This window comes from Chryseobacterium sp. FW101-FHT12H09 (assembly GCF_058790395.1).
In genome coordinates this window covers 157315-184311 of record NZ_JBYTCP010000005.1, presented here as the reverse complement: position 1 = coordinate 184311, position 26997 = coordinate 157315, and the positions used below count along the sequence as shown (strand labels likewise).

24 protein-coding genes and 1 tRNA gene are annotated in these 26997 nt (G+C 34.2%); 16 read left to right on the top strand and 9 right to left on the bottom strand.

Annotated elements, in window-relative coordinates:
• Nucleotides 1–25: 25 nt before the first annotated feature.
• From porK to AC3WRL_RS19770, 6 genes are all read left to right on the top strand, one after another.
• Nucleotides 26–1444 carry a T9SS ring complex lipoprotein PorK/GldK gene (gene porK, locus AC3WRL_RS19795; protein WP_214828812.1) on the top strand — a complete coding sequence of 473 codons (1419 nt, stop codon included), beginning with the start codon at nucleotides 26–28 and terminating at the stop codon, nucleotides 1442–1444.
• 62 nt (nucleotides 1445–1506) lie between these two features.
• The gene (gene porL / locus AC3WRL_RS19790; RefSeq protein WP_214828814.1) at nucleotides 1507–2202 is read left to right on the top strand and encodes a type IX secretion system motor protein PorL/GldL; all 696 of its coding nucleotides are present in this window, start codon (nucleotides 1507–1509) and stop codon (nucleotides 2200–2202) included.
• 50 nt (nucleotides 2203–2252) lie between these two features.
• On the top strand, nucleotides 2253–3845 hold the full coding sequence (gene porM, locus AC3WRL_RS19785; protein ID WP_214828816.1) for a type IX secretion system motor protein PorM/GldM: 1593 nt from the start codon (nucleotides 2253–2255) through the stop codon (nucleotides 3843–3845).
• Nucleotides 3846–3868: 23 nt separating this feature from the next.
• Nucleotides 3869–4807 carry a type IX secretion system ring subunit PorN/GldN gene (porN, locus tag AC3WRL_RS19780; protein ID WP_214828818.1) on the top strand — a complete coding sequence of 313 codons (939 nt, stop codon included), beginning with the start codon at nucleotides 3869–3871 and terminating at the stop codon, nucleotides 4805–4807.
• Nucleotides 4808–4861: 54 nt separating this feature from the next.
• Nucleotides 4862–5896, top strand: a complete 1035-nt coding sequence (locus AC3WRL_RS19775; RefSeq protein ID WP_492331095.1) for an NAD(P)/FAD-dependent oxidoreductase — start codon at nucleotides 4862–4864, stop codon at nucleotides 5894–5896.
• Between the two features lie 79 nt (nucleotides 5897–5975).
• Nucleotides 5976–6230 (top strand): SemiSWEET transporter, encoded by a 255-nt coding sequence (locus tag AC3WRL_RS19770; RefSeq protein ID WP_214828827.1) that lies wholly within the window; start codon nucleotides 5976–5978, stop codon nucleotides 6228–6230.
• 54 nt (nucleotides 6231–6284) lie between these two features.
• Here AC3WRL_RS19770 and AC3WRL_RS19765 read toward each other — a convergent pair whose 3' ends face one another.
• Both AC3WRL_RS19765 and AC3WRL_RS19760 read right to left on the bottom strand, forming a co-directional pair.
• The gene (locus tag AC3WRL_RS19765) at nucleotides 6285–6719 is read right to left on the bottom strand and encodes an META domain-containing protein (RefSeq protein ID WP_492331094.1); all 435 of its coding nucleotides are present in this window, start codon (nucleotides 6717–6719) and stop codon (nucleotides 6285–6287) included.
• A gap of 40 nt (nucleotides 6720–6759) precedes the next feature.
• Nucleotides 6760–7152, bottom strand: a complete 393-nt coding sequence (locus AC3WRL_RS19760; RefSeq protein WP_214828831.1) for a hypothetical protein — start codon at nucleotides 7150–7152, stop codon at nucleotides 6760–6762.
• A 364-nt stretch (nucleotides 7153–7516) separates the two neighbouring features.
• Here AC3WRL_RS19760 and AC3WRL_RS19755 point away from each other — a divergent pair, with 364 nt between their 5' ends.
• The 4 genes from AC3WRL_RS19755 to AC3WRL_RS19740 all read left to right on the top strand — a co-directional run bounded on the left by AC3WRL_RS19755 (nucleotide 7517) and on the right by AC3WRL_RS19740 (nucleotide 13773).
• Entirely contained in the window at nucleotides 7517–7906 is a 390-nt protein-coding gene (locus AC3WRL_RS19755; protein WP_492331093.1) for a hypothetical protein, read from the top strand.
• Nucleotides 7907–8047: 141 nt separating this feature from the next.
• Nucleotides 8048–9130, top strand: a complete 1083-nt coding sequence (locus tag AC3WRL_RS19750) for an efflux RND transporter periplasmic adaptor subunit (protein WP_214828835.1) — start codon at nucleotides 8048–8050, stop codon at nucleotides 9128–9130.
• Nucleotides 9131–9152: 22 nt separating this feature from the next.
• The gene (locus AC3WRL_RS19745) at nucleotides 9153–12344 is read left to right on the top strand and encodes an efflux RND transporter permease subunit (RefSeq protein ID WP_261513091.1); all 3192 of its coding nucleotides are present in this window, start codon (nucleotides 9153–9155) and stop codon (nucleotides 12342–12344) included.
• A complete protein-coding gene (locus tag AC3WRL_RS19740) occupies nucleotides 12316–13773 on the top strand; it encodes a TolC family protein (RefSeq protein ID WP_492331092.1) in 1458 nt (485 codons plus the stop codon). The genes AC3WRL_RS19745 and AC3WRL_RS19740 overlap by 29 nt, the downstream gene beginning before the upstream one ends.
• Nucleotides 13774–13991: 218 nt before the next feature.
• Here AC3WRL_RS19740 and AC3WRL_RS19735 read toward each other — a convergent pair whose 3' ends face one another.
• Nucleotides 13992–14216 carry a hypothetical protein gene (locus tag AC3WRL_RS19735; RefSeq protein ID WP_261513090.1) on the bottom strand — a complete coding sequence of 75 codons (225 nt, stop codon included), beginning with the start codon at nucleotides 14214–14216 and terminating at the stop codon, nucleotides 13992–13994.
• A gap of 367 nt (nucleotides 14217–14583) precedes the next feature.
• Between AC3WRL_RS19735 and AC3WRL_RS19730 the strand changes: the two genes are divergently transcribed.
• The 3 genes from AC3WRL_RS19730 (at nucleotide 14584) to AC3WRL_RS19720 (ending at nucleotide 18680) form a co-directional block, all read left to right on the top strand.
• Nucleotides 14584–16230 (top strand): helix-turn-helix domain-containing protein, encoded by a 1647-nt coding sequence (locus AC3WRL_RS19730; RefSeq protein WP_214828843.1) that lies wholly within the window; start codon nucleotides 14584–14586, stop codon nucleotides 16228–16230.
• A gap of 107 nt (nucleotides 16231–16337) precedes the next feature.
• Nucleotides 16338–17870 carry a M20/M25/M40 family metallo-hydrolase gene (locus AC3WRL_RS19725; protein WP_492331091.1) on the top strand — a complete coding sequence of 511 codons (1533 nt, stop codon included), beginning with the start codon at nucleotides 16338–16340 and terminating at the stop codon, nucleotides 17868–17870.
• Nucleotides 17871–17978: 108 nt separating this feature from the next.
• Nucleotides 17979–18680 (top strand): hypothetical protein, encoded by a 702-nt coding sequence (locus AC3WRL_RS19720; protein WP_261513087.1) that lies wholly within the window; start codon nucleotides 17979–17981, stop codon nucleotides 18678–18680.
• 108 nt (nucleotides 18681–18788) lie between these two features.
• On the opposite strand, the gene AC3WRL_RS19715 is transcribed toward AC3WRL_RS19720, so the two are convergent.
• Nucleotides 18789–19895, bottom strand: coding sequence for a DUF4861 family protein (locus AC3WRL_RS19715; protein ID WP_492331090.1), 1107 nt, complete (start codon nucleotides 19893–19895; stop codon nucleotides 18789–18791).
• 11 nt (nucleotides 19896–19906) lie between these two features.
• Nucleotides 19907–21100 carry a glycoside hydrolase family 88 protein gene (locus AC3WRL_RS19710; RefSeq protein ID WP_492331089.1) on the bottom strand — a complete coding sequence of 398 codons (1194 nt, stop codon included), beginning with the start codon at nucleotides 21098–21100 and terminating at the stop codon, nucleotides 19907–19909.
• Between the two features lie 293 nt (nucleotides 21101–21393).
• Here AC3WRL_RS19710 and AC3WRL_RS19705 point away from each other — a divergent pair, with 293 nt between their 5' ends.
• Together AC3WRL_RS19705 and AC3WRL_RS19700 are read left to right on the top strand one after the other, a co-directional pair.
• A complete protein-coding gene (locus AC3WRL_RS19705; protein ID WP_214828858.1) occupies nucleotides 21394–22125 on the top strand; it encodes a hypothetical protein in 732 nt (243 codons plus the stop codon).
• A gap of 349 nt (nucleotides 22126–22474) precedes the next feature.
• Nucleotides 22475–22807 (top strand): hypothetical protein, encoded by a 333-nt coding sequence (locus AC3WRL_RS19700; RefSeq protein ID WP_261513083.1) that lies wholly within the window; start codon nucleotides 22475–22477, stop codon nucleotides 22805–22807.
• 193 nt (nucleotides 22808–23000) lie between these two features.
• Here AC3WRL_RS19700 and AC3WRL_RS19695 read toward each other — a convergent pair.
• Together AC3WRL_RS19695 and AC3WRL_RS19690 are read right to left on the bottom strand one after the other, a co-directional pair.
• Nucleotides 23001–23087, bottom strand: a tRNA-Ser gene (locus AC3WRL_RS19695).
• A 55-nt stretch (nucleotides 23088–23142) separates the two neighbouring features.
• Nucleotides 23143–24159 (bottom strand): asparaginase, encoded by a 1017-nt coding sequence (locus AC3WRL_RS19690; protein ID WP_492331088.1) that lies wholly within the window; start codon nucleotides 24157–24159, stop codon nucleotides 23143–23145.
• A 163-nt stretch (nucleotides 24160–24322) separates the two neighbouring features.
• Here AC3WRL_RS19690 and AC3WRL_RS19685 point away from each other — a divergent pair, with 163 nt between their 5' ends.
• Nucleotides 24323–24985, top strand: coding sequence for a TrmH family RNA methyltransferase (locus AC3WRL_RS19685; protein ID WP_492331087.1), 663 nt, complete (start codon nucleotides 24323–24325; stop codon nucleotides 24983–24985).
• A 10-nt stretch (nucleotides 24986–24995) separates the two neighbouring features.
• Here the strand turns inward: AC3WRL_RS19685 and AC3WRL_RS19680 are convergent, their stop codons facing one another.
• Complete coding sequence (locus AC3WRL_RS19680; RefSeq protein ID WP_492331086.1) at nucleotides 24996–25706, bottom strand: RsmE family RNA methyltransferase; 711 nt, start codon at nucleotides 25704–25706, stop codon at nucleotides 24996–24998.
• A gap of 270 nt (nucleotides 25707–25976) precedes the next feature.
• A complete protein-coding gene (tsaD, locus tag AC3WRL_RS19675) occupies nucleotides 25977–26993 on the bottom strand; it encodes a tRNA (adenosine(37)-N6)-threonylcarbamoyltransferase complex transferase subunit TsaD (protein WP_492331085.1) in 1017 nt (338 codons plus the stop codon).
• Nucleotides 26994–26997 lie beyond the last annotated feature (4 nt).

Sequence of the window (26997 nt, the reverse complement as noted above, 5' to 3'; positions counted from 1 at the left end):
TTACGGCTTAATTATAAAAATTAACATGAAAAGGATATTTCTATTATTATTGTCTGCGTCAGTAGCGTCGGTATCTTGTTCAGGTGGTGGTAGCTCTTCTGTAGGGAAGCCAGGAACAAAAGGAGAGTTGATACCAAGAGAAAAAACTAAATCATTTGTTGCTGAAAGACCATACGGTATGGTTGCGATTCCTGCAGGATCTTTTATTGCAGGTTTAGCTGATCAGGATATTACACATACCCCTGAAAAATCAGCATTAAAAACAGTAACCGTTTCGTCTTTCTTTATGGATGAAGCAGAAACTACTAATGCAGAATACAGAGTATTCATTAATTATGTAAGAGACTCTATTGCTAGAACTCTACTTGCTGAAGCTGCTGGAGAAGGTGGCGAAGGCGGAGGCAGAGGTGCAAGCATAGGAGATTATGCATACCTTGCTAAAAAAGAAGAGAACCTAACTCCTTATCAAGAATATTTAGAAGGACAGGGAGGAAGAGATGACGGTAGTTACGATGCAAGTAAAAAATTAGATTGGAAAATCCCATTACATTGGAATACTACAAAATATCCTGATGTTGAATATGCGGAAGTTCTAGAATCTTTGTATTTGCCAGCTTCTTCTAGAATGGGGAATGAAAGAATCCTAGATGTTAGTAAATTAAAATATAATTATCAGTGGGGAGACATGGATGCTGCACTTGCTGACAACGAAAGAGGAGTAAACTACCTTAAAAGTAAAAGCATCGCGATCTATCCGGACACTACAGTTTGGGTAAAAGATTTTCACTTTGCATATAACGAGCCCTTATTTGAACAGTATTTCTGGCATAAAGCTTATAAAGATTATCCAGTTGTTGGGGTAACTTGGGATCAGGCAAGAGCTTATTGTAACTTCAGATCTAAATTGAAAACAGATTACAATGAAAGCTTGAAAAGAAGAAAACAAAGACCATTACAATTCCGTTTACCTACAGAGATCGAATGGGAATATGCAGCAAGAGGCGGTATGCAAAATGCTACATATCCTTGGGGAGGTCCATATTTAATGGATGACAGAGGTTGCTACTTGGCAAACTTTAAACCTAAACGAGGTAATTATATGGAAGATGATAAGAAAGGGACTTATACATATTCAGCTCCAGTAAAGAAATTTAAGAAAAATGGATTTGGGTTATTTGATATGGCTGGAAACGTTTCTGAATGGACAGAATCTTCTTATAACAATTCTTCATACGGATTTTCTTCAACTTTAAATCCTTCAACTAAAGATAAAACAGATTCTAAAAAATCTGTAAGAGGAGGTTCTTGGAAAGATATAGGTGCAATGCTTATGACTGGTGCAAGAGATTGGGAAAGAAAAGATTCGGCTAGAAGTTATATTGGATTCAGAACTGTACAGGATATTCCTGAGGCTGCTGTTAAACCAAGAAGAGTTAACAGATAATCAGATCAAACAATTATTTTTCAATACAATTTATTTTTAATCATTAAAAAAAACTAACTTATATGTTTAAGACTAAAGATGCTTGGATGAATTTCTTTTATTCATTCGGTGCTGCAATTGTAATTCTTGGAGCTTGGCTTAAGATTACTCACATTAACTTGGGGCCAATCAGTGGTAACGTTGCTCTTACTGTAGGGCTTATTACTGAAGCTATCATCTTCATTATTTTCGCTTTTGACCCTCCAAAGTCTGAGGAGTCTTATGCTTGGGAAAATGTATATCCTGAATTATTAGATAAACATGCAAACCCAAATCCGCTTCACTCTAATGTATCTTCTAGAAATAATGCTGCAGCTCAATTTGCAGAACTAGAAAATTCACTTTCTTCGAAATTGGATAAGATGTTGCAAGATGCTAAATTAGATGTTCAATTATTCGATAGATTAAGAACAGGAATTGATAAATTTTCAAACTCTGTTGATCAAATCAACCAAACAGTAGACGTTTCTGCTTCTACTCACAAATATAACGACCAACTAAATAAAGCAGCTCAACACATGGAAAGCATGAATGCTTTATATACAATGCAGTTGGAGAATGGTAAAAGACAATCAGAATTTGCTAACAAATATGTAGCAGATATGCAGAAGTCTGCTGAGCATTCAGAAAAATTCAATCAGGAGTTACAAGGTTTAACATCTAACTTAAATAATTTAAATAGAGTTTATGGTGGTATGCTAACCGCTATGAAGTCATAATTTCCTAACCATTTTTAAATTTAAATTTTAATCCAAAACAAAGAAAAAGAATGGCACAAGGAAAACAGACTCCACGTCAGAAGATGATCAACCTTATGTATTTGGTGTTCATCGCTATGATGGCCCTAAATATTGATGCGGAAATCATCAGATCATATTATGACTCTACAAAAGCTCTTAATGAAACAAGAACTTTAACGGAGAAAAAGAATGAGAAAATTTTTGAAAAAACATTAGAAGCTAAAGCTCAGCAGGTACCAGATACCTATCAACAACCTTGGGAACAATATAAAGTTTTAAAAGGAAAGATTGATGCATTGGTTGTTGCAGCTCAAGGTATTAAAAATACCCTTAACAAGGAATCAGACTTTCATGATAAAGATCCTGAAACAAAGAAAGATGTTGATGTAAGCGAAAATTTTGCAGCACTTAACAATAATGATGCAACAACACATTATTTCTTTGCTGATGGAGATGAAAATTCACCTTCGAAAGGAGCATTGGAGCTAAAAAGTAAAATAGATGATGTAAGAAATTACATTAATGCTACTTTTGGAAACAATGCACAGTTAAAAGACTTAGTTGAAAGAGCTAACAAATCTCTTATTGCTGAATATCCAAAAGGAAAATCACCAAATGAGAAGACTTGGTTTCAGAATAAATTTTATCATCAGCCACTTATTGCTGCGATCTCTAATTTAGAGATTATCCAGAATGATGCTAGAAACGTACAATCTGATGCATTAGCATTATTACTTCAAGAAAAAGTAGATGCTAGCATTAAATTTAGCAGCTATGAGCCAATTGTTTCTGGACCGGTTGATATCCAGTCTGGTAAGCAGGCAGAAGTTAAAGTTATGTTAGGAACTTATTCAACCAGTAATAAGATCAATATTACAGGAGTAAGCAAACTTGAGAATGGAAAAGGGATTATCCCAATTTCTGGATCAGGTATTGGCGAACATACTTTAAGTGGTAATATTACATTAACAGATGCTTCTGGTAAGCCTCAAAGTTTCCCTTGGACGCATACTTATAATGTAATTGCCGGACCAAGAGAAGTAAAACTAGAAAAAGGATTGTTACTTTCAGCAGATAAGATGAATGTAATGTATAGAGGATTGGAGAATCCTGTATCCGGATCTATCTTAGGTGCTGATAATTCTAAATTATCATTATCTGCTCCTGGTGCTGTTGTAAAAGGAACTGGTCCTGGAAAATGGAATATTACTCCTTCTACTGGAAATACTATTAAATTGACATTGTCGGGAACTGATCCTTATGGTAAAACAGTTTCTCAGGTATTTGAATATAGAATTAAAAATGTTCCTAATCCGCAAGGTCAAATGAGAGGCCAAACGGTATTGAATATTCCAGCTACTTCAATTCCAAATCAAATGGTACAGGCAGCATTACCTGATTTCGACTTCCCGGTTTCGTTTACTGTTAACCAGTTTATGGTAAAAGTACCAGGTAGAGCGGCACTATTGATCAAAGGTAATAGCCTTGATGAAGCCGCTGGATTAGTTAAAAACGTGAGAGCAGGGGATGTAGTTTATATCTTTGATATTAAAGCAACTGCTACAGGTTTAGGAAACCAGACATTGAGAAATATCTCTCCTGTTGTAATCAATGTTCAGTAATTTTAATAAGTTAAAATAATATTATGAAAAAATATATAAGCACTTTTTTAGTAGTAGTTTCGGGGTTTGCTTTTTCCCAGACTATTCTGAATGCATCTTCTCCGGAAGAGTTCAGACAAATGAGAGCTGAAAATAAACAAAAAGTTGGAGATACGATTGTCGATAAAACTGTAAAGCCTTTGGAATATGGTTTTGTAGAAGATAAAGATATCTTAAAGAGTATGTTTGTTTGGGAGATTATTGATATGAATGATAAGATTAATCAGCCATTATACTATGATAATCCTGATGGTCTACTTGCTACTCAAACAAGATCTTTGTATCAGTTATTATTGGATGCAGCTACAAGTGGTAAAATTCAGGAAGTATATGATGATGAGAATTTTGTAACTAAGCTAACTCCTGAAGGAATTCAAAAGAGATTAGAAAGTGTAAGAGTTGCTGATGCTGCTATTGATATTTTAAATTCTGGAAGAGCATTAACTGAGCAGGAAAAGAAGGAGTACACTGATGTCTTTAAAACAACAACTGAAAAGGTGAAAGTATTAAAGATTATGGGTATGTGGTTTATTGACAAAAGAGATGGTCAAATGAAATACAGACCTCTTGGTATTGCTGCAATGGGACCAGATCCAGCTGTTCAAGGTGTTATCGGACCAGATGGTAAACCGCTTGCCAGTAATGATGAGTTGATTGATCTATTCTGGATCTATTATCCAAGTGCAAGAGAGATATTAGCGAATAATTTTGTGTATAACAGAAAAAATTCGTCAGCTGATTTATCTTTTGATGATATTATCAATGCAAGAAGATTCTCGTCAATTATCTACAAATCTTCTGGAGGTTTAGGAGATGGAGTAATCAAAGATTACATTCCTAAGAATGCTGATGAGCAATTAGAAGAAAGTGACAGAATTAAAGGTCAGATTCTAGATATGGAAAATGATATGTGGAATTATTAGATTTCACTTGATATTTATACAAAACCTGAGTACTTTTACTCAGGTTTTTTTATTATGAAAAATATAGACTATATTATTGTAGGAGATGGATATGCGGGACTATTTTTTGCCCATCAGCTAATTAAGAATAATAAATCTTTTATTATTTTTTCTGAAGGAAGGAAAAGCGCTTCACAAGTTTCTGCAGGAATTATTAATCCTGTAGTTCTAAAAAAATTCACGACCTTCTGGCTTGCTCAACAGCAGATAGACTTTCTGAAGGATAGTCTTTTGGAAATTGAATCATATACCAAAAAGAACTATTTAATTACCAATCCTATTCATCGGATTTTCCATGACGAAAATGAGCAGAGACTCTGGTTAAAGAAATCAGATAATGAAGATCTTTCTGAATTCTTAAATAAAGAATTTCAACATTTGGATGGGGTTAATAATCCTTTCTCCACGGGGAAAGTAAATCAGTCTGCAAGACTAGATGTGGATGGATTTTTTAGTAATTTTTTCAAATATTTTGAGAGAAATGAACAACTGGTAAAAGAAAAATTCGATTATAATCAGTTAAATACATCTGATAACATATATAAAGATATCTCCTTTAAGCATGTTATTTTTTGCGAAGGAATGGGAGTGAAAGACAACCCTTTTTTTTCTGATATTGCTGTAATTCCAAATAAAGGACATCACATAAAAGTCAAACTTTCTGAAGCTATTCAAAAAGATGTTACGATTAAAAAGAAACATTTTCTATTTCCAGTAAATAATGGTCTCCATTTTTATGGTGGAACCTATGACAGAGAGCAACTCCATCATCACATCGATGATTCTGCGGTGGAACAGTTGATAAAGGCGCTGTCTGAATTGTATCCAAATGATTTTGAAGTACGTGAAGTTAACTTTGGGTTCAGGCCTACTGTAAAGGATAGAAGACCTATTGTAGGAAGACATTCGGAGCATCAGAATTTGTATGTTTTCAATGGGTTGGGTGCGAGAGGAATTTTGAATGGATGTTATTTTTCTAAAAGGCTGTATCAGTTTATTGAAGAGGAGGTTTCTTTACCAGATGAAGTTTCCCTGTCCCGTTTTAAATAAAACTAATGCTAAATATTTTAAAATTTATCTAAACAATTTGATCTAATTTCCTATCTTCAAACTGATAGATCTAAACAAAATGAATGTAAATATTCTTGGAATTGTAGCAGGTATACTTACCTCTATATCAATGGTACCTCAGCTTTTAAAGGTTTTGAAAGAGAAAAATGTTGAGGATATTTCCTGGATTATGCTTTTGGTACTTATATCTGGTCTTTCTTTATGGGTATGGTATGGCATATTAAAGAATGAGCTTCCAATTATTTTATCCAATGCTTTTGCTGTGCTCATGAATATTTCTCTTTTGATATGTTATATGATTTATAAAAAATAAAATTAAAGGCGCTTTACCTCAGGTAAAGCGCCTTTATTATTCAAAATCTTAATTTTATTTTTGTAGAACAAACTTTGCCAGTGGAGCCATTTTAGCCTTATTAAGTGTTAAGGTATTTCCATTTACAGAATAATTATCTGTTGCAAGTAATGCTTTGGTAAAAAGCTGCTCAGTTTCTAAATCTTCACAGGCCATCATAGTAGACATTCCTTGATTGAATTTTATACGCATTATGTCCTGTTTGATTTCAAAAGAGCCACCTACTCCATTACATCCGGCATTCCCTTCATATCTCATGTCAGTTGTATTTAATGAGAAATATGGGTTGTTCTTTGGGTTTTTAAGCTTTATGGGTTGCCCGTTAATTTCCGTTAGTTTCCATGTTTTTCCAGTAATGTCACTATTGCTTTGTTGTACGGTCTTACTTGTACAACCTATAATAAGGGCAAATGTAAAAAGTGTCAATAAGTAATAATGTAATTTTTTCATAGTTATTGTTTTTATTTAAACACCTAAGATTTAAGGTTAATTAGTAAGAAGCCATTTTGCTGGATCCAGAGTCTTTTTTGTCTTGCTTATGATGAAATAAAACCATGTCAACATTTCTTTTCAGGAAAGTGATATTGCCTCTGATATTTGAGTATTGGTATTCTGAATTGGATGCAGTATAATCTGGTAAATCTTTGTTTTTCTTAAGCTCATAAGATTTACCGTTCAAATGAACAACTACCGTATTTTCTGTATTATTAATAGCAACTTCTATTTTGTCTCCATAGCTGTCTGTAAAAACATCTTTGGTTATTTCATCCGTTTCCACAGGATGGGTTGCTGTAATTTCGGGTTCATCTTTTGCCGAACTTTTACACGCTGTTACTGATACAACAGCCAGAACAATAATGATGGGATAAAATATTTTTTTCATAATTATAAGTGATTTGGTTTTTCATTGGTTAGATGTTTATAATGTGTAAAATTACAATTTTTTTACGGGATATTTGTTAATTTTTAATAAATTAAATAAATATTCATATATATTGTGGGTAAATATGTTGGTTTCAAAAAACCTATTTTTGTTTTTTTAACTATATTTTTTTTATTTAAGAATTTTTTTTATGCTGTTTTTTTGATTCATAAATGGCCTGAAGAAGGTGTAAAGTCTTTTTAAATCTTAAATCTTTAGTTTTATATTTTTGTAATAATTTGGATTCAGAATTTTTCAAGGTGAGTTAAATTTTGTTAATCTGTATAATAATATTCAAATCTAAGCTTACCTTTGCCACTTCAAAATGAGAACCTATATTGTATACTTTTTGACAAGCTTATTTCTGCTTTTTATAGTGGAAAGTAAGATCAATGTCAAAACATTACAAAATCATTTTCCTGATCATACTTCTCACCACTTACCAAAAAAGGCAAATCGCTTAAATCAGACCTACGAGAAATTATCTATTCAGCAAGCGCCGGATAATGTCGGAAATAATTCTTTGGAATTGATTGAAGATGATTTCCAATTTTCGGATACCGTGCAAAATGTGGTACTTTTCGTAAGTGTCTGTAGTTTAGTATACTTCTTCGGATTATTTAATTACAAACGGCTAAAACCTGCTATACAAGGTTTTATTTCTAACTATTCCTCCGTAAAAAAATTCATTCTGATATGTTCTATTAGAATATAAAATTCATTTTTCGATTTATTTTCTGCTCTCCTATCAGAGCGGAATACTCCTGCGTTGTGTTTGCTGGTAATCATCATAACGTTTAATCTTTATTACCATTCTATTCTATTAAACATTAACGATTTATATAATTTCAAAATTATGAAAAGAGCTGCCTCAGGCATAGCGCTAAGCACCCTCTTGTTATTTGCTAGTTGCAATAATAAGAAGGAAGAAAAAGAAGAAGTCACAACATATCCAATTACGTCTCCGGTAAAGATGGATACAGTAATTAATAAGGATTATGTTACTCAGATTCAATCCGTAAAAAACATTGAGATCCGTGCACAGGAAAAAGGATTTCTTGAAAAGATTTATGTAGATGAAGGTCAGTATGTTCACGCAGGACAGACCTTGTTTCGAATTATGCCTCAGCTATATCAGGCTGAATTAATGAAATCTAAAGCTGAAGTAGAGCAAGCTAATATTGAGCTGAGAAATGCCAGTACATTAGCGAATAATAATATTGTTTCAAAGAATGAAAAAGCAATGGCAAAAGCTAAACTAGATGCTGCCAATGCTGAAATGAAATTAGCTCAGATTCATTTATCATTTACAGATATTAAAGCACCTTACTCTGGTATTATCAACAGAATTCCATTGAAGTTAGGGAGCTTGATTGATGAAGGTGATCTATTGACAAGCTTGTCTGATAACACCAATGTCTATACCTATTTTAATGTTTCAGAACCCGAATACCTGAACTATCAGATGCATGCTGCTGATAGGGGAAGTAAAGAAGTAACTTTAATTATGGCAAATGGGGATGCGCTTCCTCAGAAAGGAGAGATCCAAACCATTGAAGGGGAATTCGATAATGAGACAGGAAATATTGCTTTCCGTGCCAAGTTTCCAAATCCAGATAAATTGTTGAGAAATGGAGAAACTGGAAAAGTAAGAATGACATTGCCCCTTAGAAATGCTCTAATTATTCCGCAAAAAGCAACGTACGAAATTCAGGATCAGAAATATGTATTTGTGGTAGGGAAAGATGGCGTATTGAAATCTAAAAATATAAAAGTAGCTTACGAATTACCAGATCTTTATGTGGTTGCTTCTGGACTTTCGGAAGGAGATAAATTTCTTTTAGAAGGAGTTCAAAAAGTAAAAGATGATCAAAAAGTAAAAGTGAAATTCCAGGACCCTAGAAAAGTAATTCAATCATTGAAATTAAAAGCAGAGTAGTCTACTCGTAAAATGAAGTTGTATGTTTAAGAAATTCATTCGCAGACCTGTTCTGTCTATCGTAATCTCATTGATTATCGTATTTATGGGGGTTCTGTCATTGGTAAAATTGCCCGTGACACAGTTTCCCTCCATCTCTCCACCCAAAGTAAATATTACAGCGGAATATCCGGGAGCAAACAATGAACTGTTAATTAAATCTGTAGTTATTCCTTTAGAAAGAGGTTTAAATGGTGTTCCAGGTATGAAGTATATGACTTCAGATGCCGGAAATGACGGTGAAGCCTCTATTCAAATTGTATTTGACTTGGGTACTGATCCCAATGTTGCTGCTGTAAACGTTCAAAACCGTGTGTCTTCGGTGGTTAATAAATTACCTCCGCTGGTAGTTCGTGAAGGGGTGAAAATTACCCGTGAAGAACCAAACATGTTGATGTATATTAATTTATACAGTGATGATCCAAAGGCCGATCAGAAATTCCTGTTCAACTATGCAGATATTAATGTAATGTCTGAATTGAGAAGGGTAAGTGGAGTTGGATTTGCAGATATTCTTGGAACCCGTGAATATGCAATGCGTGTTTGGTTAAAACCAGACAGATTAACAGCCTACAATATTTCGGCAGATGAAGTAATGGAAGCTTTAAATGAGCAAAGCTTAGAAGCCTCTCCAGGTAAAACAGGAGAGAGCTCCGGAAAACGTTCTCAATCATTCGAATATATCCTAAAATATCCTGGTCGTTTTAGTAATGAAAAGGATTATGGTAATATCATTCTAAAGGCTAAGTCAGCTGGAGAATTTGTAAGATTAAAAGATGTTGCCGATATCGAGTTTGGTAGTTCAATGTATGATATTTATTCAACATTAAATGGGAAACCTTCTGCGGCGATTACTGTAAAACAATCTTATGGTTCAAATGCAAGTGACGTTATTAAGAATGTAAAAACTTTGATGGCTGACCTTCAGAAAAACTCTTTTCCAAAAGGGATGCATTATGATATCAGTTATGATGTTTCAAGATTCCTGGATGCCTCTATTGAAAAGGTCGTGCATACTTTATTCGAAGCATTTATTTTGGTAGCAATTGTGGTATTCCTGTTTTTAGGAGATTGGCGTTCAACTTTAATTCCAGCTTTAGCAGTTCCTGTTTCATTGGTTGGAACATTTGCTGTAATGTCCGCTTTTGGAATTACATTAAATATGATCTCGCTCTTTGCTTTAGTTATGGCGATCGGGGTCGTCGTCGATGATGCAATTGTAGTAATTGAAGCTGTCCATGCTAAAATGGAAGAGAAAGGACTTTCTCCACTAAAAGCAACAGAAGAAGCAATGCATGAGATCAGTGGTGCAATTATCGCAATTACTTTAGTAATGGCATCCGTTTTCATCCCTATTGCCTTTATGTCTGGCCCGGTTGGTGTTTTCTACCGTCAGTTTTCGATCACGATGGCTTCAGCAATTATCCTTTCAGGAATTGTAGCCTTGACATTGACTCCCGCATTATGTGCTTTAATATTAAAGAATAATCACGGGAAAGCTAAAAAGAGAAATCTGATCACAATATTTTTAGATAAATTCAATGGTGTATTTACTAAGGGTGCTGGGAAATATGAAAAGCTGCTGAATAAAACAGTGACTAAAAAGATGTTTACATTACCTCTGTTATTGGCTTTTTGTTTATGTACTTTCTTTCTAAGTAATTCGCTTCCTTCAGGATTTATTCCAAGTGAAGATCAGGGAATGATCTATGCAATTATTCAGACACCTCCAGGATCTACTTTAGAGAGAACGAATCAGATAGCAAAAGAACTGTTAAAAGAATCAGAGGATATTGATGGCGTACAGTCAGTTTCTTCTCTGGCAGGTTATGAAATCCTTACGGAGGGTACGGGGTCGAATTCAGGAACTTGTTTGATCAATTTAAAAAGTTGGGAAGATCGTAAAGAATCTGCTGCGGAAATTATTGAAAAGCTTGAAGAAAAGGCTAAAAATATTCCTGGTGCTAATATTGAATTTTTCCAGCCACCGTCTATTCCGGGATATGGTGCCGCAGGTGGTTTCGAACTTCGATTACTGGATAAAGCTGGAAGTGGGGATTATCATAAAATGGAACAGGTAAGTAACGATTTTGTAAGGGAATTAAAAAAACGACCTGAACTGGGATCAGCATTTACTTTTTACTCTGCAAGTTTCCCTCAGTATATGCTGAAAGTTGATAACGATCTGGCAGAACAGAAAGGTGTAACTATTGCGAGTGCTATGGACAACCTGTCGACATTGATTGGTTCGAATTATGAAACGAGTTTCATCCGCTTTGACAGACCTTATAAAGTAATTGTTCAGGCAGGTCCGCAATATCGTGCTTTACCGAGTGATCTTTTGAAATTATACGTTAAAAATGATAAAGAACAAATGGTGCCTTATTCTGATTTCATGAGGCTTGAAAAAGTATATGGTCTATCAGAGATCACAAGACATAATATGTATAATTCTTCCGAGGTAAGTGGAACTCCTGCTCCTGGTTATAGTAGTGGTCAGGCGATCAAAGCAATTCAGGAAGTTGCTGATAAGACGCTCCCTAGAGGATTTGGTATCGACTGGGCTGGTATTTCCAAAGATGAAGTTAGCCGTGGAAATGAAGCTGTATTTATCTTTTTGGTGTGTTTAGGCTTTGTCTATCTGATCCTTTCCGCACAATATGAGAGTTTTATACTTCCGTTACCGGTAATTCTTTCTCTTCCTACAGGTATTTTTGGCGCATTTTTATGCCTTAAACTTTTAGGATTAGAAAACAACATCTATGCTCAGGTGGCAATGGTAATGTTAATCGGACTATTAGGAAAGAATGCTGTGTTGATTGTTGAGTTTGCCGTACAGAAGAAAGCAGAAGAAGGCATTCCTGTAATGAAAGCAGCAATTGAAGGAGCTACAATCCGTTTCCGTCCTATTTTAATGACCTCATTTGCATTTATTGCCGGACTTATTCCATTGGTAATGGCAACGGGTCCTGGAGCTGTAGGAAACAGAACCATTGGAACAGCTGCGGCTGGAGGAATGCTTATAGGAACTATTTTCGGACTAATGATCATTCCTGGATTGTATTACATCTTCGGAACGATAGCTGAAAAATCCAGACTGGCAAGATATGAAGAAGAGAATCCTTTAACAGAACAAACTGAACCTTATGAACATGATGGAAAATTTGAAGATTAAATCAATTCTTACAGCCATTGCATTATCACTTGTTGTAGCAAGTTGTAAAGCTCCAATGGCGACCGTTATAAAAGACGAGGTAAAAGAAAATGTACCTCAGAATTTTGGAGAAAACGAGCAGCAGGATGCTAATTCCAATAGCGGAACAACACCCTGGAGACAGTTTTTTACAGATTCAAACTTAGTAAGCTTAATAGAAACTGCCCTGAAAAATAATCAGGAACTATTGATTACTTTACAGGAAATTGAAATTGCAAAAAGCGGAGTCCTTTATAAAAAAGGAAAGCTAAGCCCAACTGTGGCAGCCACAATAGGAGCTGGAGTGAAAAAATCCGGTCGTTATACCAGTGAAGGAGCTGGTGATGCTACCACAGAGATTGAACCAGGTCGAGAAATGCCGGATCCATTGGGGAATTTTGAAGGTGGATTAATGGCTAACTGGGAAATTGATATCTGGAAAAAATTGAGAACTGAGAAAGAATCGGCAGTTGCCCACTATTTATCTACAGTTGAAGGAAAGAATTTTATTCTTTCGAACCTTATTGAGGAAGTAGCTGATAATTATTACGAGTTGTTGTCTCTTGATAACCAGTTGGATATTATTCAACAGTATATTAAGCTTCAGGAGAAAGCCTTAGAGATCTCTAAAATACAGAAACAAGCGGCAGCGGCTACGGAATTAGCGGTAAAGAAATTTGAAGCCGAACTGGCTAAATCCAAAGCAACAGAGTATACAATCCGTCAACAGATCACCGAAAAAGAAAATGGGATCAATGCACTTTTAGGAAGATTCCCACAGCCGATTGTGAGAACAAAAGAAAGCTTTATGTCAACAATTCCGCAAACAGTTTATACAGGTATTCCTGCGCAGTTATTAGCAAATCGCCCGGATATAAAACAAGCTGAACTGGAATTAAAATCTGCGAAATTAGATGTAGAGGCAGCAAGAAAGGAATTTTATCCTTCTTTGGAAATTTCTGCAACATTGGGATTGGAGGCATTCAAGCCATCATATCTCGTGAAAATGCCAGAATCTATTGCCTATAATCTAGTAGGTGAAGTAGCGGGACCTCTGATTAATAAAACTGCGATTAAAGCTAATTTTCAGACGGCCGATGCAAAACAGATCCAGGCATTATATGAGTACGATAAAACCATTCTAAATGCTTATCTGGATGTTGCAAACTTAATGTCGAAGGTTAAAAATATAGACCAATATTATAAGCTGAAATCTGAGGAAACACAGGCTTTAGATCAGTCAATCGATATTGCCAATCAATTATTCAGAAATTCAAGAGCAGACTACCTTGAGGTACTTTTAAATCAAAGAGACGCTTTGGATGCCAAAATGGAATTGGTAGAAGCTAAAGAAAAACAGCTGAGTACAGTTGTTGATATTTATAAGAGCTTAGGCGGAGGCTGGAAGTGATTATAAATCCTTAATGTTTTTTTAATAGAAGGAGACTGTCGAAAGACAGTCTCTTTTTTTGCTCTGCAATTGAATAAGCCAGTTTTCTGATAACTTTAAGTATAGAAAAAGGACTCGGTAATTAAACTGAGTCCTTTGCAATTTACCTGCATATAGCAACTAAATTATATATAAACATGGTTGTTAGTTCTTAGTAATCCCAGAATACCTTATTTGTATTACTGTTGGGCTTTCCAATGAGTTCCATTCTTTACGGGTGGATCTGTTTCTTTCAGATTCTCATCATTGGTCGTTTTTAATTGATTAGTGTTCGTTATTTTACTGTCAATAACACTTGTTTTTGCCTTTTGAAAATCATTTTCATCATCCTGTCTGCAAGCACCTAATGTCATTGCTATTACGATTAGTAGTGGAAATGTTTTTAATGAGATAATCTTTTTCATAATATTTCAGAGTTAAAAGGTTATCCCGGCCAGGTTTATCATTCAGAATTCTGAGTTCGAAATTATATGCATAAAATGACATAAAAAAGTACTTGTTGTCTCTATTCGGCAATTAAGACGTCCTAATTCGTAAATAAGGACAATTATAAATAGTTGATATACAGCCTATTGTATGTTTGTTTTTTGATTTTAGAATGGAAGGTATTAATTCATGAATGTTTGATAAGATTTAAATGATTTTGTGTATTTTTGATTACTATATAGGCACCATTAATCATTCAATGTGATCAAAAAGCTACTTTTTATAATCTTTTTAGTAATTTTTAAACTTTTCTTTTCCCAAGAAGGGTACAGCCATTATTATAAGTTGAGAGTTAAATACGAAAATTTCGAAGAAAATAATACGGAAGCATTTCCATTTATTCAACCTTATATTAATAAAGCGAAAAGAGAGAAGAATTATGATAAGCTAGTTCAGGGATATAAAGACGGTGTATTTTATGCTTCTTCCAATGAGAAAAAGCTTATCTACGCAGATAGTACAATATGGGCAGCGAAGCTATCAGGAGATAGGGATCTGATTAGCACGGCGTATCTGGAAAAGGGTGTGGTATATTATTATCACTACAAGAGATTTCAGGCAGCACTTAATGAATACCTTAAAGCCTATGAGTATTCTAAAAATACAAAGAACGATTTTTTAAAATATCAGAATTTATATCATATTGGGGTTGTAAAAAGTTATTTGGGATATTACGAAGAAGCCTCAAAATTGTTTGAGCAATGCATTGATTATTATAATCCTAAATCCAAATCGGGTTTACATCCCAACGAAGTTTATAACAATAAGAAAGGTTATCTTAATAGTCTTCATCAGCTGATTATTTGTTATCGTAACCTAAAAAAGCCAGATCAGGCAACCTTAGCAATTGAGACAGGACTTGAAGAAGCAGGCAGTGATAGTGATTATGAACAGGAAAAAGGCTACTTCCTACTTTCTAAGGGGATTTTAGAATATGATGACAGCGAATATTTAGCCGCAACAGAATACTTAAAAGAATCAATTCCTCCGATTAAGAAAAGTGGAGATTTTGCCAGACTTTCTGTAGATTATTTTTACGTTGGTAAAAGTTATGCAGGGTTAAAAAATAATGCAGAGTCAATTTCATATTTCAAAAAAGTAGATTCAATTTTTCAAAAGCATCAGTTTATCCTTCCTGAACTCAGAGAGAATTATGAGATATTGATCAAGCATTATAAAAAAGAAGGAGATCAGGGACAACAATTATATTTTACCAGCCAGCTTTTAAAAGCGGACAGTATTATCTCAAGAGATTTTATTTACTTATCAAACAAGATCCATAAAGAGTTTGATACAAAAACGCTGCTTGAAGAAAAGAGTAAATTAGAGAAGGCGAACTCATGGGGAAGATCTATTATTGTTGGCCTGATTTTATTGGCTGTTCTGCTTGCAATTTTATTGATTATAAGGTACAGAAGAGAAAAGGATATACAACGAAAATATATTATTTTAGAAGAAAAATTTAGCCTACAACAGAATTTGATTTTTGAGAAATCTCTTGTGCCTATAGAGACAGAAGAGAAAAAAACAGGATTAGATGAAAACAAAGTAGAAGAATTACTTCGAAAATTAAAAATTTTTGAAGACAAGAAGGAATATACTCAGAAAGGGCTTACTATTAATAAACTTGCCGGCCAAATGGGAACCAATTCCAACTACCTTTCACAGGTGATTAATGATTGCAAGGGGATGAATTTCAATAAGTATTTAAGTGAGCTTAGGATCAATTATATAACCAGACAGCTATTTGAAAATAAAGAATATCTTAAATATAGAATTGAAACGTTAGCTAAAGAATGTGGTATAGCTTCCAGACAAAATTTTTCAGATTTGTTTTATGAAATTAATGGAATTCGTCCAACAGATTTTATCAGGAAAAGGAGACAGGAACTTGATAACAAGAATAATTTTTCGGCTTTTAATCCTATTTAAATATTTATTATTCGAACGTCATTGAAGGTTGGTCTTGTATTCTAAGTTTTTTTAATAGAAATATCTTTGTTATATTTATTGGAAAGCCATCACAAAACCAAATTATCATGAAAAAATTCTTTTTAGCAATTTTAAGTATTGTAATTATTTTGGTAGCAATACTTCTGATTAAAACTTTTACCTATCCATTTAAGAAAAATAATACAACCACAGTTGCTGAAGTAAAATGGGTGAAAAATGATTCTGCAATCCAAAGGCTTTCAGGCGGAATAAAAGTTCCAACTGTATCAGCAGGTGATTTGGATGTTTTCAATTATGCACCATTTGATCAGTTTAAAGAATATCTGAAAAAATCTTATCCTTTAGTATATCAGAATACAGAAAACTATGAAGTGAATAAATATGGATTGGTTTTTAAGTTAAAAGGGAGTAAACCAGATCTTGAACCTATTCTTTTTTTATCACATATGGATGTCGTTCCTCCCGGAGACGCTGACATCAAAAATAATGCACAAGATATTTTCAGGCCTAATGATAAGGCTTTACCTGCGGTAACAAAAGTATCGGAAGATTGGGATTATGCACCTTTTTCGGGAGCAGTTGCTGATGGGAGGATCTATGGAAGAGGTGCGATAGATATGAAGGGAATGTTATTTTCTTTGATGGAATCTCTTACCAACATGATTAAAAGCGGGGCACTTCCACAACGGGATATTTATCTGGCTTTGGGATTTGATGAAGAAGTTGGAGGAAGAAAGGGAGCAAAGCAGATTGCCAAACACTTTAAAGAAAAAGGATTGAAGTTTGATGCCGTCTATGATGAAGGAGGTTTAATATTACAGAAAGGAAGTATTAAAGGAATAGATTCTGATGTAGCGGTAGTGGGATGCGCTGAAAAAGGATTTCTCTCTGCAAAAATAAAGGTAAAAGGTTTAGGCGGCCATTCTTCCATGCCTACTATGCAAAGTGCTATTGGTAAAGCGGCGGTTATTATGCAGAGGTTGGAAGAAGATCAGATGAAACCCATGATTACTCCTTTAATAAAGGAATTTTTTGATAATATTGGTGGAACAATGCCTTTTGTAAATAGACTTGCTATTTCCAATCAATGGCTTTTAAAATCGGTATTACTTTCCCAACTTGCCAAGAATAATTCTACGAATGCTTTAATTCGCTCTACAACAGCTCTTACCATGATGAAAGGTAGTGATGGAACGAATGTACTTTCTCCGGAAGTTGAATTTGTTGTTAATTTCAGACTTCTTTCAGGAGACTCCGTTAAAGACATCAGGGATCATATTAAAAAAGCTACAAAAGGTTTTGATGTTGAAGTAGAGGAGATTGATAATACAAGGGAAGCTTCTGCTGTGTCGCCTACAAATGTTAAAGCCTATCAACTAATTCAAGAAGGTATTAAGCAGATTTACCCGAATGCTATTACCACACCATATCTCACAATGGCCGGAACGGATGCTTATAAATATCAGATCGTTAGTAAGAATGTCTATAGATTCATGCCAATAAAGATCACTGATGCAGAAAAGCAGAGTATTCACAGTACCAACGAATATATAAGCATAGAAAATTATATGAAAATGATTCAGTACTTTGAGTATATTATGAAAAACTATGACAAATAAATAGTTTCATCTTCTCATTTTTCACTAATTAATTTTTTTAAATTAATAATAACACGTCAAGTTTTGTCGCATTACTGAAATAGCTTTGTCTCACCAAAATATAAAGCTATGGAATTGCCGTTTTACTTAAGTTATAAAGAGTTTGAAAGTCATTATTACGATAACCTTGAAAAATGGTTTGAAGAGTATCACAATACCAGTGAAATTGATTTTCTGAAAAGCTTCACAGATATGTATCGTCCTTATTTGTATTATAATTTTGGAAATGACAGAGTTCAGACTGATGCTTCCATTCAGATCAAAGATTGTTTTTTTCCATATTATGAAAAGATTGGTCTTTCCTTTTGTACCAGTTGTGAAAATGGAAAAGAAAAGAAGAACAGTAAAAACAATATCAATCATGTTTTTGAATGGAAAACAATTACGATGATGGAATATGCCCAACATATTCTGGATAAAGTTAATCGTCATTTTACAAAAAAATCGATTTCTCCAAAAGAAGAAAATGTTCTTGATTATATTAATAATTATGAAATTATTACTTCTAAAGAAGGAGCCGGTTATTGTGTGAATTATAACCTCCATCAGCAGACAATTCCCTTTTTAAAGGCTTATTTACCTTGTTACGGACAAACGGTTAATATTGCAGTATATAGAGATTTTATTTTCTCTGTGGTACAGATTGCTAATTTCATTGATCAGAAACTAAAAGCTGTACAGGCTATAGAAGCTACGATTTATAGTAAGTTAAAATCAGATGCCAGATTCAAAGTACAGATGAGCCATCAGTTTCTTACCATGTGTAATTAGTATGACAAACGACACCAAAACATTCATTATAACTCAATTATGGTTTGAACAATATCTCATATTATTCAAACAGACAGATCCTGATCAATTGATCAGGATTTTGTTTTATTATTTGGAAACCTGTATTGGATATTTAAGTTTTAGGTAAAACTCCTGAAGATATTTTTCCCAATCCTTAGCGGAAGTAATTTCTCCTGCTTTATCCCATGCGGCTCCTGCGTAAAAGGTCACAGATTGTTTATTACTCAAAATAATTTCTGATCCTAAATGTTTATTCTTATCTACAATATAATAGTTAGCGTAAGGAAAAAGCATCCCTGTTCCTACAATCCCGTTTTTTGAATTCTCAGGCCAGTAAGCAGCTAAATGATTATTCTGGTCTGCTACCTTTTCACCTTTGCCATCCCAATGAACAATTCCAGCGAAAACAGGAAGCGTTTGTCTGCCTGAAAAGTGGTAGGTAGCTACAGACTTGTTAAGTTGAGAGCCTGCATCGAGACTAATTCTTTTGACAACAGAAATTTCGTAACCACCTTTTTCTACTTGAGGATAGGTAAGCTCAAAAGTAAAACGTAGAGGTCCTTCCTCCAGAATTTTGTATGAAGTATAATTTCCAAGATAAACAAACTCTCCACTGATGTAAGGTAAAATGTCTCCGGCTCCTAAGGTTTTTCCAACCTGAAAAAAATCTAAACCATCTCCATTATCCTCATGATAATTATTTAATTTGTACCATTCATTGATTACCATTCGGTCGGTTCTTTTAGCCCATGCGTCCATTCCCCATCCATTTTGTTCAGGAACTTTTTCCAATTCTTTACCATACATACGGAAGGCGATCTTATCATTTTCCCAGGCGAAATCTCCTAAACGTTCAGGTATAAATCTTCCGTACACCACATTGCTTAAGGATTGTGATGGCGTTTGAGAGAATTCTATTTTTTTGGTTTCTTTAGCTGTAAAATCACCCTGAACAAGAAGATCACCGTTCTTGAGCCATTGATAAGGTATTTCCTTACCTGTAGACGTTTCTTTGATCCTGAAAGTTTTACCAATAAGAAGTTTAACCTTTTTCAACGGGATTTCTATTGACTGTGTATTACGCTGAAGATCGAGGCTGTTTTTAAGCTGTAGTTTCAATAGTATTGTAGATTGTTGTGCATGAACCAATGATCCTATGCCTACCATTACTATAACCCATTGTATTGCTTTCATTAAAAATGAATTTATTGTAGATACCAGTCTTTATATCTTTTCAAAGCTTCCAGAAAATAATAATCTGCATAAATTAGCGGAACATCAATCTCTGAATTAAGAGGTAAGCCTCCTGTGCTGTGCTTTAGAAGAAAACCACCATTCTCGCCTAATTGTGAACGGTACTTATCTCCAGATAAACTCACTATCATTTGGCGGGCTGCATCTGCATAGTTTGCTCTTTCATCTTTTTCTACATATTGACCTAACTCCAAAAGTGCCGAGGCTATGATAGCACCAGCAGAAGCATCGCGGGGAACTTCTGGAATTTTTGGATCGTTGAAATCCCAATATGGAATTTTATCCTCTGGAAGAGTAGGATTGTTCAGAATAAATTTTGCAATATGACGAGCCTGGTTTAAATATTTTTCATTTTTTGTAAATCGATACATCATCGTATAACCATATAGAGCCCATCCTTGCCCTCGTGCCCAGGCGGAAGAATCTGAATAACCCTGAAAAGTTTTTTTCCCTAAAACCTTACCCGTATTTACATCATAATCGATAACATGATATGAACTGTAATCAGGACGGAAATGGTTTTTTATCGTTGTATTAGCATGAGTAATAGCTATTTCTTCAGTTTTTTTATTACCTCCATTTTTGGCAGCCCACATCAGCAGTTCCAGATTCATCATATTATCAATGATCACTGGTCCTTTGAAATCTGCCATTTTATCCCAAGACAAGATAGCCTGCATTCCAGGTTTAAACCTTGTAGATAAAGACTCCGCAGATGTTAAGATCACTTCTTTATAAGCAGGATCTTTAGTAATTCTGTATGCATTGCCAAAACTACTGAACATCATAAACCCCAAATCATGATCGCGGGTAAATGTTTTATTAGGTTCGATTATTTTTAAAGTTCTTTCCGCTTCTTTTTTTATCTCTGGATCATTAGTCTGTTCATAGATCATCCATAATGAACCCGGATAAAATCCTGAACACCACCAGGTAATATCTCTGGTCGTAATTTTATTCGAAGAAGCATTATAAGATTGGGGCATTTTATCTGGAGGGACAGATTTTATCAAATATTTATATTGCTTTTCAGCAAATTCAAATTCATTTCGAATAAGCTTTGACATCTCTTTCTTATTGTTCTGTGCCGCCGCAATTATATTAATAACCATAAAGGTTAATACAGTTAATTTTTGTAAAATCATGAATTGTAATTATTCTTATGTACAATTTAATTAAATTTTATGAATTTGATTAAAAAGATCTTATTAAACCATGAAAGATTGGTGGAATTTCTATTAGCCTGTTAATTAACTTTTTAACGATTCTAATAATACATTTGAGATGTTTTTTTTATATCTTTGAGTATATGATTGATAATATTCTTATTAAGAATATCTAGCGGTTGAATTAGGTTGTACTAAAATTTGTTTTTTCTCGAGTAAGATTATTTGTAATTAAATTATTATATATATTAATCTTAAATACCAATCAAATTATGAAAAAATCAATTATTTTTTACTGTCTATGTTTATCTGTATCTTATTATTCACAGGTTGGAATTGGGACAACTAATCCTCAGGCTGTTTTACATGTAGATGGTGCAAAAGACAATGCCGTTACCGGTGCACCAACGGCTGCTCAAGAAGCAAATGATTTTGTAGTGACGGCCTCCGGAAATGTCGGTGTCGGAAATGCTAATCCTCAAAGATCATTGGATGTAGACGCCAAAAATCAAAGTCTCAGAATTCGAAATCTTGTTAGACAGGTTCCTGCGAGCTATGATATACTGACAAGAGATTTAACTACTAGTGATGTGGTTGCGACGTCGTACAGCTACAGTGAAAGTGTAACAGTGGCACCTGGTGCAAGTGCAACAGTTACTGTACCCGCTACAGTTAATATTGCAAGTGGTCTTTTTATTGTAAAATCAACAAACGGATGTGCCAGGGCAATGATAACCAGTTTTGCATATAATGGCTTATCCTTAGGTTACATCTCTGGAGTAGCAAGAGACAAAATAGGAAATCCTGCGATTGCTCCTATTGCACCTTCAGCAAATACTTCAGGAACGTGGACTGTAACTTTTGCCAACGTAACCAATTGTGCTGATGGAGGAATAGGAACGCAATTTGACTTTACGGTTATGAAGCCGACAGTTGACTCTTATACCATTACTAATAATGGAAATGTAGCAAAAACATATCAATTGACTGTTAGTCGTTTGTAAGATTGATTAAGTATCAATAAATTTATTATATTAAAATAGAAAAATAAAGCATTGGTTTTCATTGCTTTATTTTTTTTCAGAAAGAAAGGAACATGAAAATTGGATATTACAATTGTATTCGTAATTCCGATATGATTTGCGTCAGGCAGGCTGAAGTTAAAAGTTCAATTTCATATTTTCTATCAGTAGTTCCGACAGATAAAATTCTGTATTCCCAATCTGAGTAAACTCTGTTTGTCGTAGGTTATTTTTTCAATTTGATTAAATTATTTTCATTAATCTTTTTAGGATTATATACATTTGGCTTGCTTTATGTTATATTTATCAGGTTAATTTTAAAAATAAAAATATGAAAAAGAAATTATTTGCCTTATTAGCTTTTGGATTATTTGCCACAGCTGTTAATGCTCAGGAAACTGTAAAACAAGAAGTAAAAAATGTTGGTACTGCAATTGAAAAAGGAGCGAAAGCAACAGGAGAAGGAGTGAAAGATGGTGCTGAATGGGTTGGAGATAAAACTAAAAAAGGGGCAAAAGCTACGAAAAAAGGTGTTAAAAAAAGCACGAAATGGGTTGGCAAAACGGCAACCAAAGGTGCAAAAAATGTTAAAAAGACCGCTGTAAAAGGCGCAGATGCAGTAGCAGATGGTTATAAAGATGTAAAAGCAGATCTGAAAAAATAATCTTTCAGGATTTTCAGAAAAATATAAAAAAACGACTTCTACTGTAGAAGTCGTTTTTTTTATTATAATACTTTTTCTTGATCATTATACCTCATGAATCATGATCTAAATAAAAATAATATTCATAAATGATTCAAAAAAAAACACCCAACTTATTGGGTGTAAATGTTTTAATTGATTATCAATTGTTTTGCAGAGAGGAAGGGATTCGAACCCTCGATACAGTTACCCGTATACTACCTTTCCAGGGTAGCTCCTTCAACCACTCGGACACCTCTCTATTTCGAGATTGCAAAAGTAGTGTATTTTCTTGAATTAACAAATAATTAAAGCGATTAGTCTGTAATTTCTCCACATAAGCTTTTAGAAAAATTATCAGCAAAGTTCCCGGAATATTTTGGGTTATCAACTAGGTGCATGGCTTTTGTAATGGCAGTTTCTGCTGTCATATCTTTTCCACTAATAGCACCTATTCTTGAGAAAATATTACTGTTTTCATATTTGCCAAATGAAATACCTCCTGAAATACATTGACTTACCACAACGATTTCAGTTCCGTTGTTCCGGATTTCCTGTAATGTTTCTTGTGTTTTTTCGCTGCTAAAAATGGTTCCTGATCCGAAAACCTGAAGGATCAAAACTTTCATTTTAGGGATTTCCTTGAAATGACTTAAGTGCATTCCTGGAAAAATCCTCCAGAATAAGATATCTTCAGAAATATGATCATCAACATGAAATTCTACATCGGGATCACAGCGGTATAAGCTGTCTTTTACAATGTTAAGATGAACCCCAGATTGTCCAAGTATAGGATAATTTGGACTAGCATAAGCATCAAAATATTCGGCAGAATATTTTAAAGTTCTGTTTCCTCTTAATAATTTATATTCAAAGTAGATAGCAACCTCCTGAATAACGGCTTCATCATTTTCATATAAACTGGCATAATACAGGCTTGTTAAAAGATTTTCCTTAGCATCAGTTCTTAGATCCCCTATCGGCAACTGTGATCCCGTAAAAATAACGGGTTTTTTCAATCCCTTTAACATAAAACTTAAAGCTGAAGCTGTATAGGACATGGTGTCTGTGCCGTGAAGAACTAAAAAGCCGTCATAGTTATCATAGTTCTTATGGATATAATGAGCGATAATTTTCCATTCTTCCGGTCCCATATCTGAAGAATCCAGTGGTTTTGCAAAGGGATGCACGAAAACTTCACATTCCATTAGTTTCATTTCAGGCATCTTTTCGAAGATATTGCCAAAATCAAACGCTCGGAGACTTCCGGTTTCATAATCTTTCTCCATACCAATCGTACCACCGGTATATATCAACAGAACTTTTCGTTTCATGTATACTTTTTATTAAGAAGTTGAATCTTGCTCAGGTTTATAATCTCAAAATTACGTTAATTTGCAAAGATTTGAAAATGAATGAAAGGCTTATGGAAAAATTTTATAAAAATCAGGTTATAATTGTTAGCGTTACATCAGGCTATAAAAAAAGAAAAGACTAATGCAGATGAAAGATTTAGCACAAACTTTTGAGTATTTAAAACAGTTCTTAACAGAGGAAAGATTACGGAAGATTGAACACTTTTCCCAGGATAGCTCTGATTTTGTGCTTCCTGTGATGGAAGATATCTATCAATTCAGAAACGCAGCAGCAATCGTAAGATCTGTTGAAGCATGTGGGTTTCATAAAGTTGTAGCGATGGAAGAGGAGAATGTTTTTAATCCCAATCTTACAGTGACTAAAGGAGCTGAAACCTGGGTTGAGGTACAAAAAATGCCAAAAAATATTTCGTCTCTCAAGGAAATCAAAAATAACGGGTATAAAATCTTAGCTGTTTCACCGGAAAAAAATGCCGTAATGCTTCCTGATTATCAGATCACAGGGCCTATTGCCTTGGTTTTTGGAACCGAACTGGAAGGAGTTTCAGAAGAGGTACTGGACTTTGCGGATGAAACACTGGCTATTCCAATGTATGGCTTTACAAAAAGTTTTAATGTTTCAGTTGCTGCGGGAATCTGTATGTATGAATTGAAACAGAAACTCCTTAGATCTGGTATAGATTATAAACTTAATGAACAAAAGCTTTTGGAGATGAAGATACGCTGGACAGTTAATTCCATTAGAAGTGGTCATCAAATTCTAGAGCAATACTTAAAGCGATGATTTTAAGAGGTTAGCTATTTGTGTTGGGATTCAGATTGAGATAATTCCAGGATGTTACAAATATACCTGCTGTTTCCGTTCTAAGTCGTTGGTTTCCTAGAGATACCGCTTTTACTTTATTTTCTGCTAAATTTTGAATTTCTTTTTCAGAAAAATCCCCTTCAGGACCAATAAAGAAGGTGTAGTGATCTAGTTTTGGGATATTATTAAGCTCAATTCTTTCCAGGTTTTCATGACAATGAGCAACAAAAGTATTTTTCGGATCTATGTTTTTAATAAAATCTGAAAACTTTACAGGATCATTTACAATGGGAAAATGAAACCTCAGGCTTTGCTTAGACGCGGCAATACTTTGTTTTCTTATCTTATCAATATTAATGTTTTTACGTTCTGTTTTTTCTGTGATCAAAAATGTAATTTCGGAAATACCCATTTCTACAGCTTTTTCTACGAAAAATTCAATTCGATCAATATTTTTGGTGGGTGCAATTGCAATATGAAGTTTAGGATTAAAATCCGGGATATAATTTTTAATTTCAGAAACATTAAGAATAGCTTTTTTACCCTCTAAAACCAATTTTCCGGAAGCCAGATTTCCCTTGCCATCAGTTACATGAATTTCTTCTCCATTTCTCATCCGAAGAACTTTCACAATATGTTGCTGTTCTTCATCATTGATAGTTACTTTATGATCTTCTATATGTCCGTAAAATAATTTCATTTTTTGCCAAATTGTTAAATCGTTGAACTGTAAATTAATAAACTAAGATTTTTGATTGATCCCTCAATTAATTTAATCTTCATTATTTAAAATTCCAGATTGGTTTAAAGAATTAAAGACCCAATTACCTCTATTGTTAAACCAAAAGCGATATTTAAAAAAATATGATTTGCTATTATTCGATTTCCATGAAGGACCTTATTAGTATGAGCCATAATTTTCATGGCAGTTCTTCTTTTATGTGAATCGATAAATTAATGATGTACCTTTTTATAGGTCATATTTCGAAATAGCACTTGTTCTTAAGTCAGTAAATTCTCCTCTTTCAAATTTTAACTGCGCTACCATCGCGATCATTGCAGCATTATCTGTAGTGTATTCAAATTTTGGGATGTAAATATTCCAGCCTAGTTTTCCCTGATTTACCTGCATTGCTTCTCTTAATGCTGAATTGGCAGAAACACCGCCTGCGATAGCAACTTCATCGACATTCAGCTCTTTTGCTGCTTTTTCAAGTTTATTCATTAAAATTTCAATAATGGCCTTTTGAACCGAAGCACATAAATCGTTGAGGTTTTCTCTAATAAAATCAGGATTCTTTTTTACTTCTTTCTGAATGAAATATAATACTGAAGTTTTTATCCCGCTAAAAGAATAATTGTAGTCTTCCAGTTTAGGTTTATTAAATTTAAAAGCATCGGGATTTCCTTCTTTAGCCAACCTATCAATAATAGGACCCGCCGGGTAGTCAAGATCAAATATTTTTCCAATTTTATCAAAAGCTTCACCAGCTGCATCATCTATTGTTTTGCCCATAATTTCCATGTCGAAATAATCTTTTACTAACACGATCATGGTATGACCACCACTCACAGTAAGGCATAAAAATGGGAATTTTGGCGGCATAGGATTTGCATCGTCAATAAAATGCGCTAAAATGTGTGCCTGGAGATGGTTTACCTCTATTAATGGAACATCTAAACTCATAGCCAGAGATTTAGCAAAAGAAGTACCCACAAGGAGGGAACCCAAAAGTCCTGGTCCGCGTGTAAATCCTATAGCAGAAATCGCATTTTGTTGTATATTTGCTTTGGTGAGAGATTTTTCAACAACGGGAATGATGTTTTGCTGATGGGCTCTTGAAGCTAATTCAGGAACAACACCACCATATTCTTTGTGAATTGCCTGATTTGCAGCAATATTAGAGAGAATAGTATTCCCCTTGATGATAGCTGCTGATGTGTCGTCACAAGACGATTCGATACCTAAAATTATAGACTCGCTCATAATA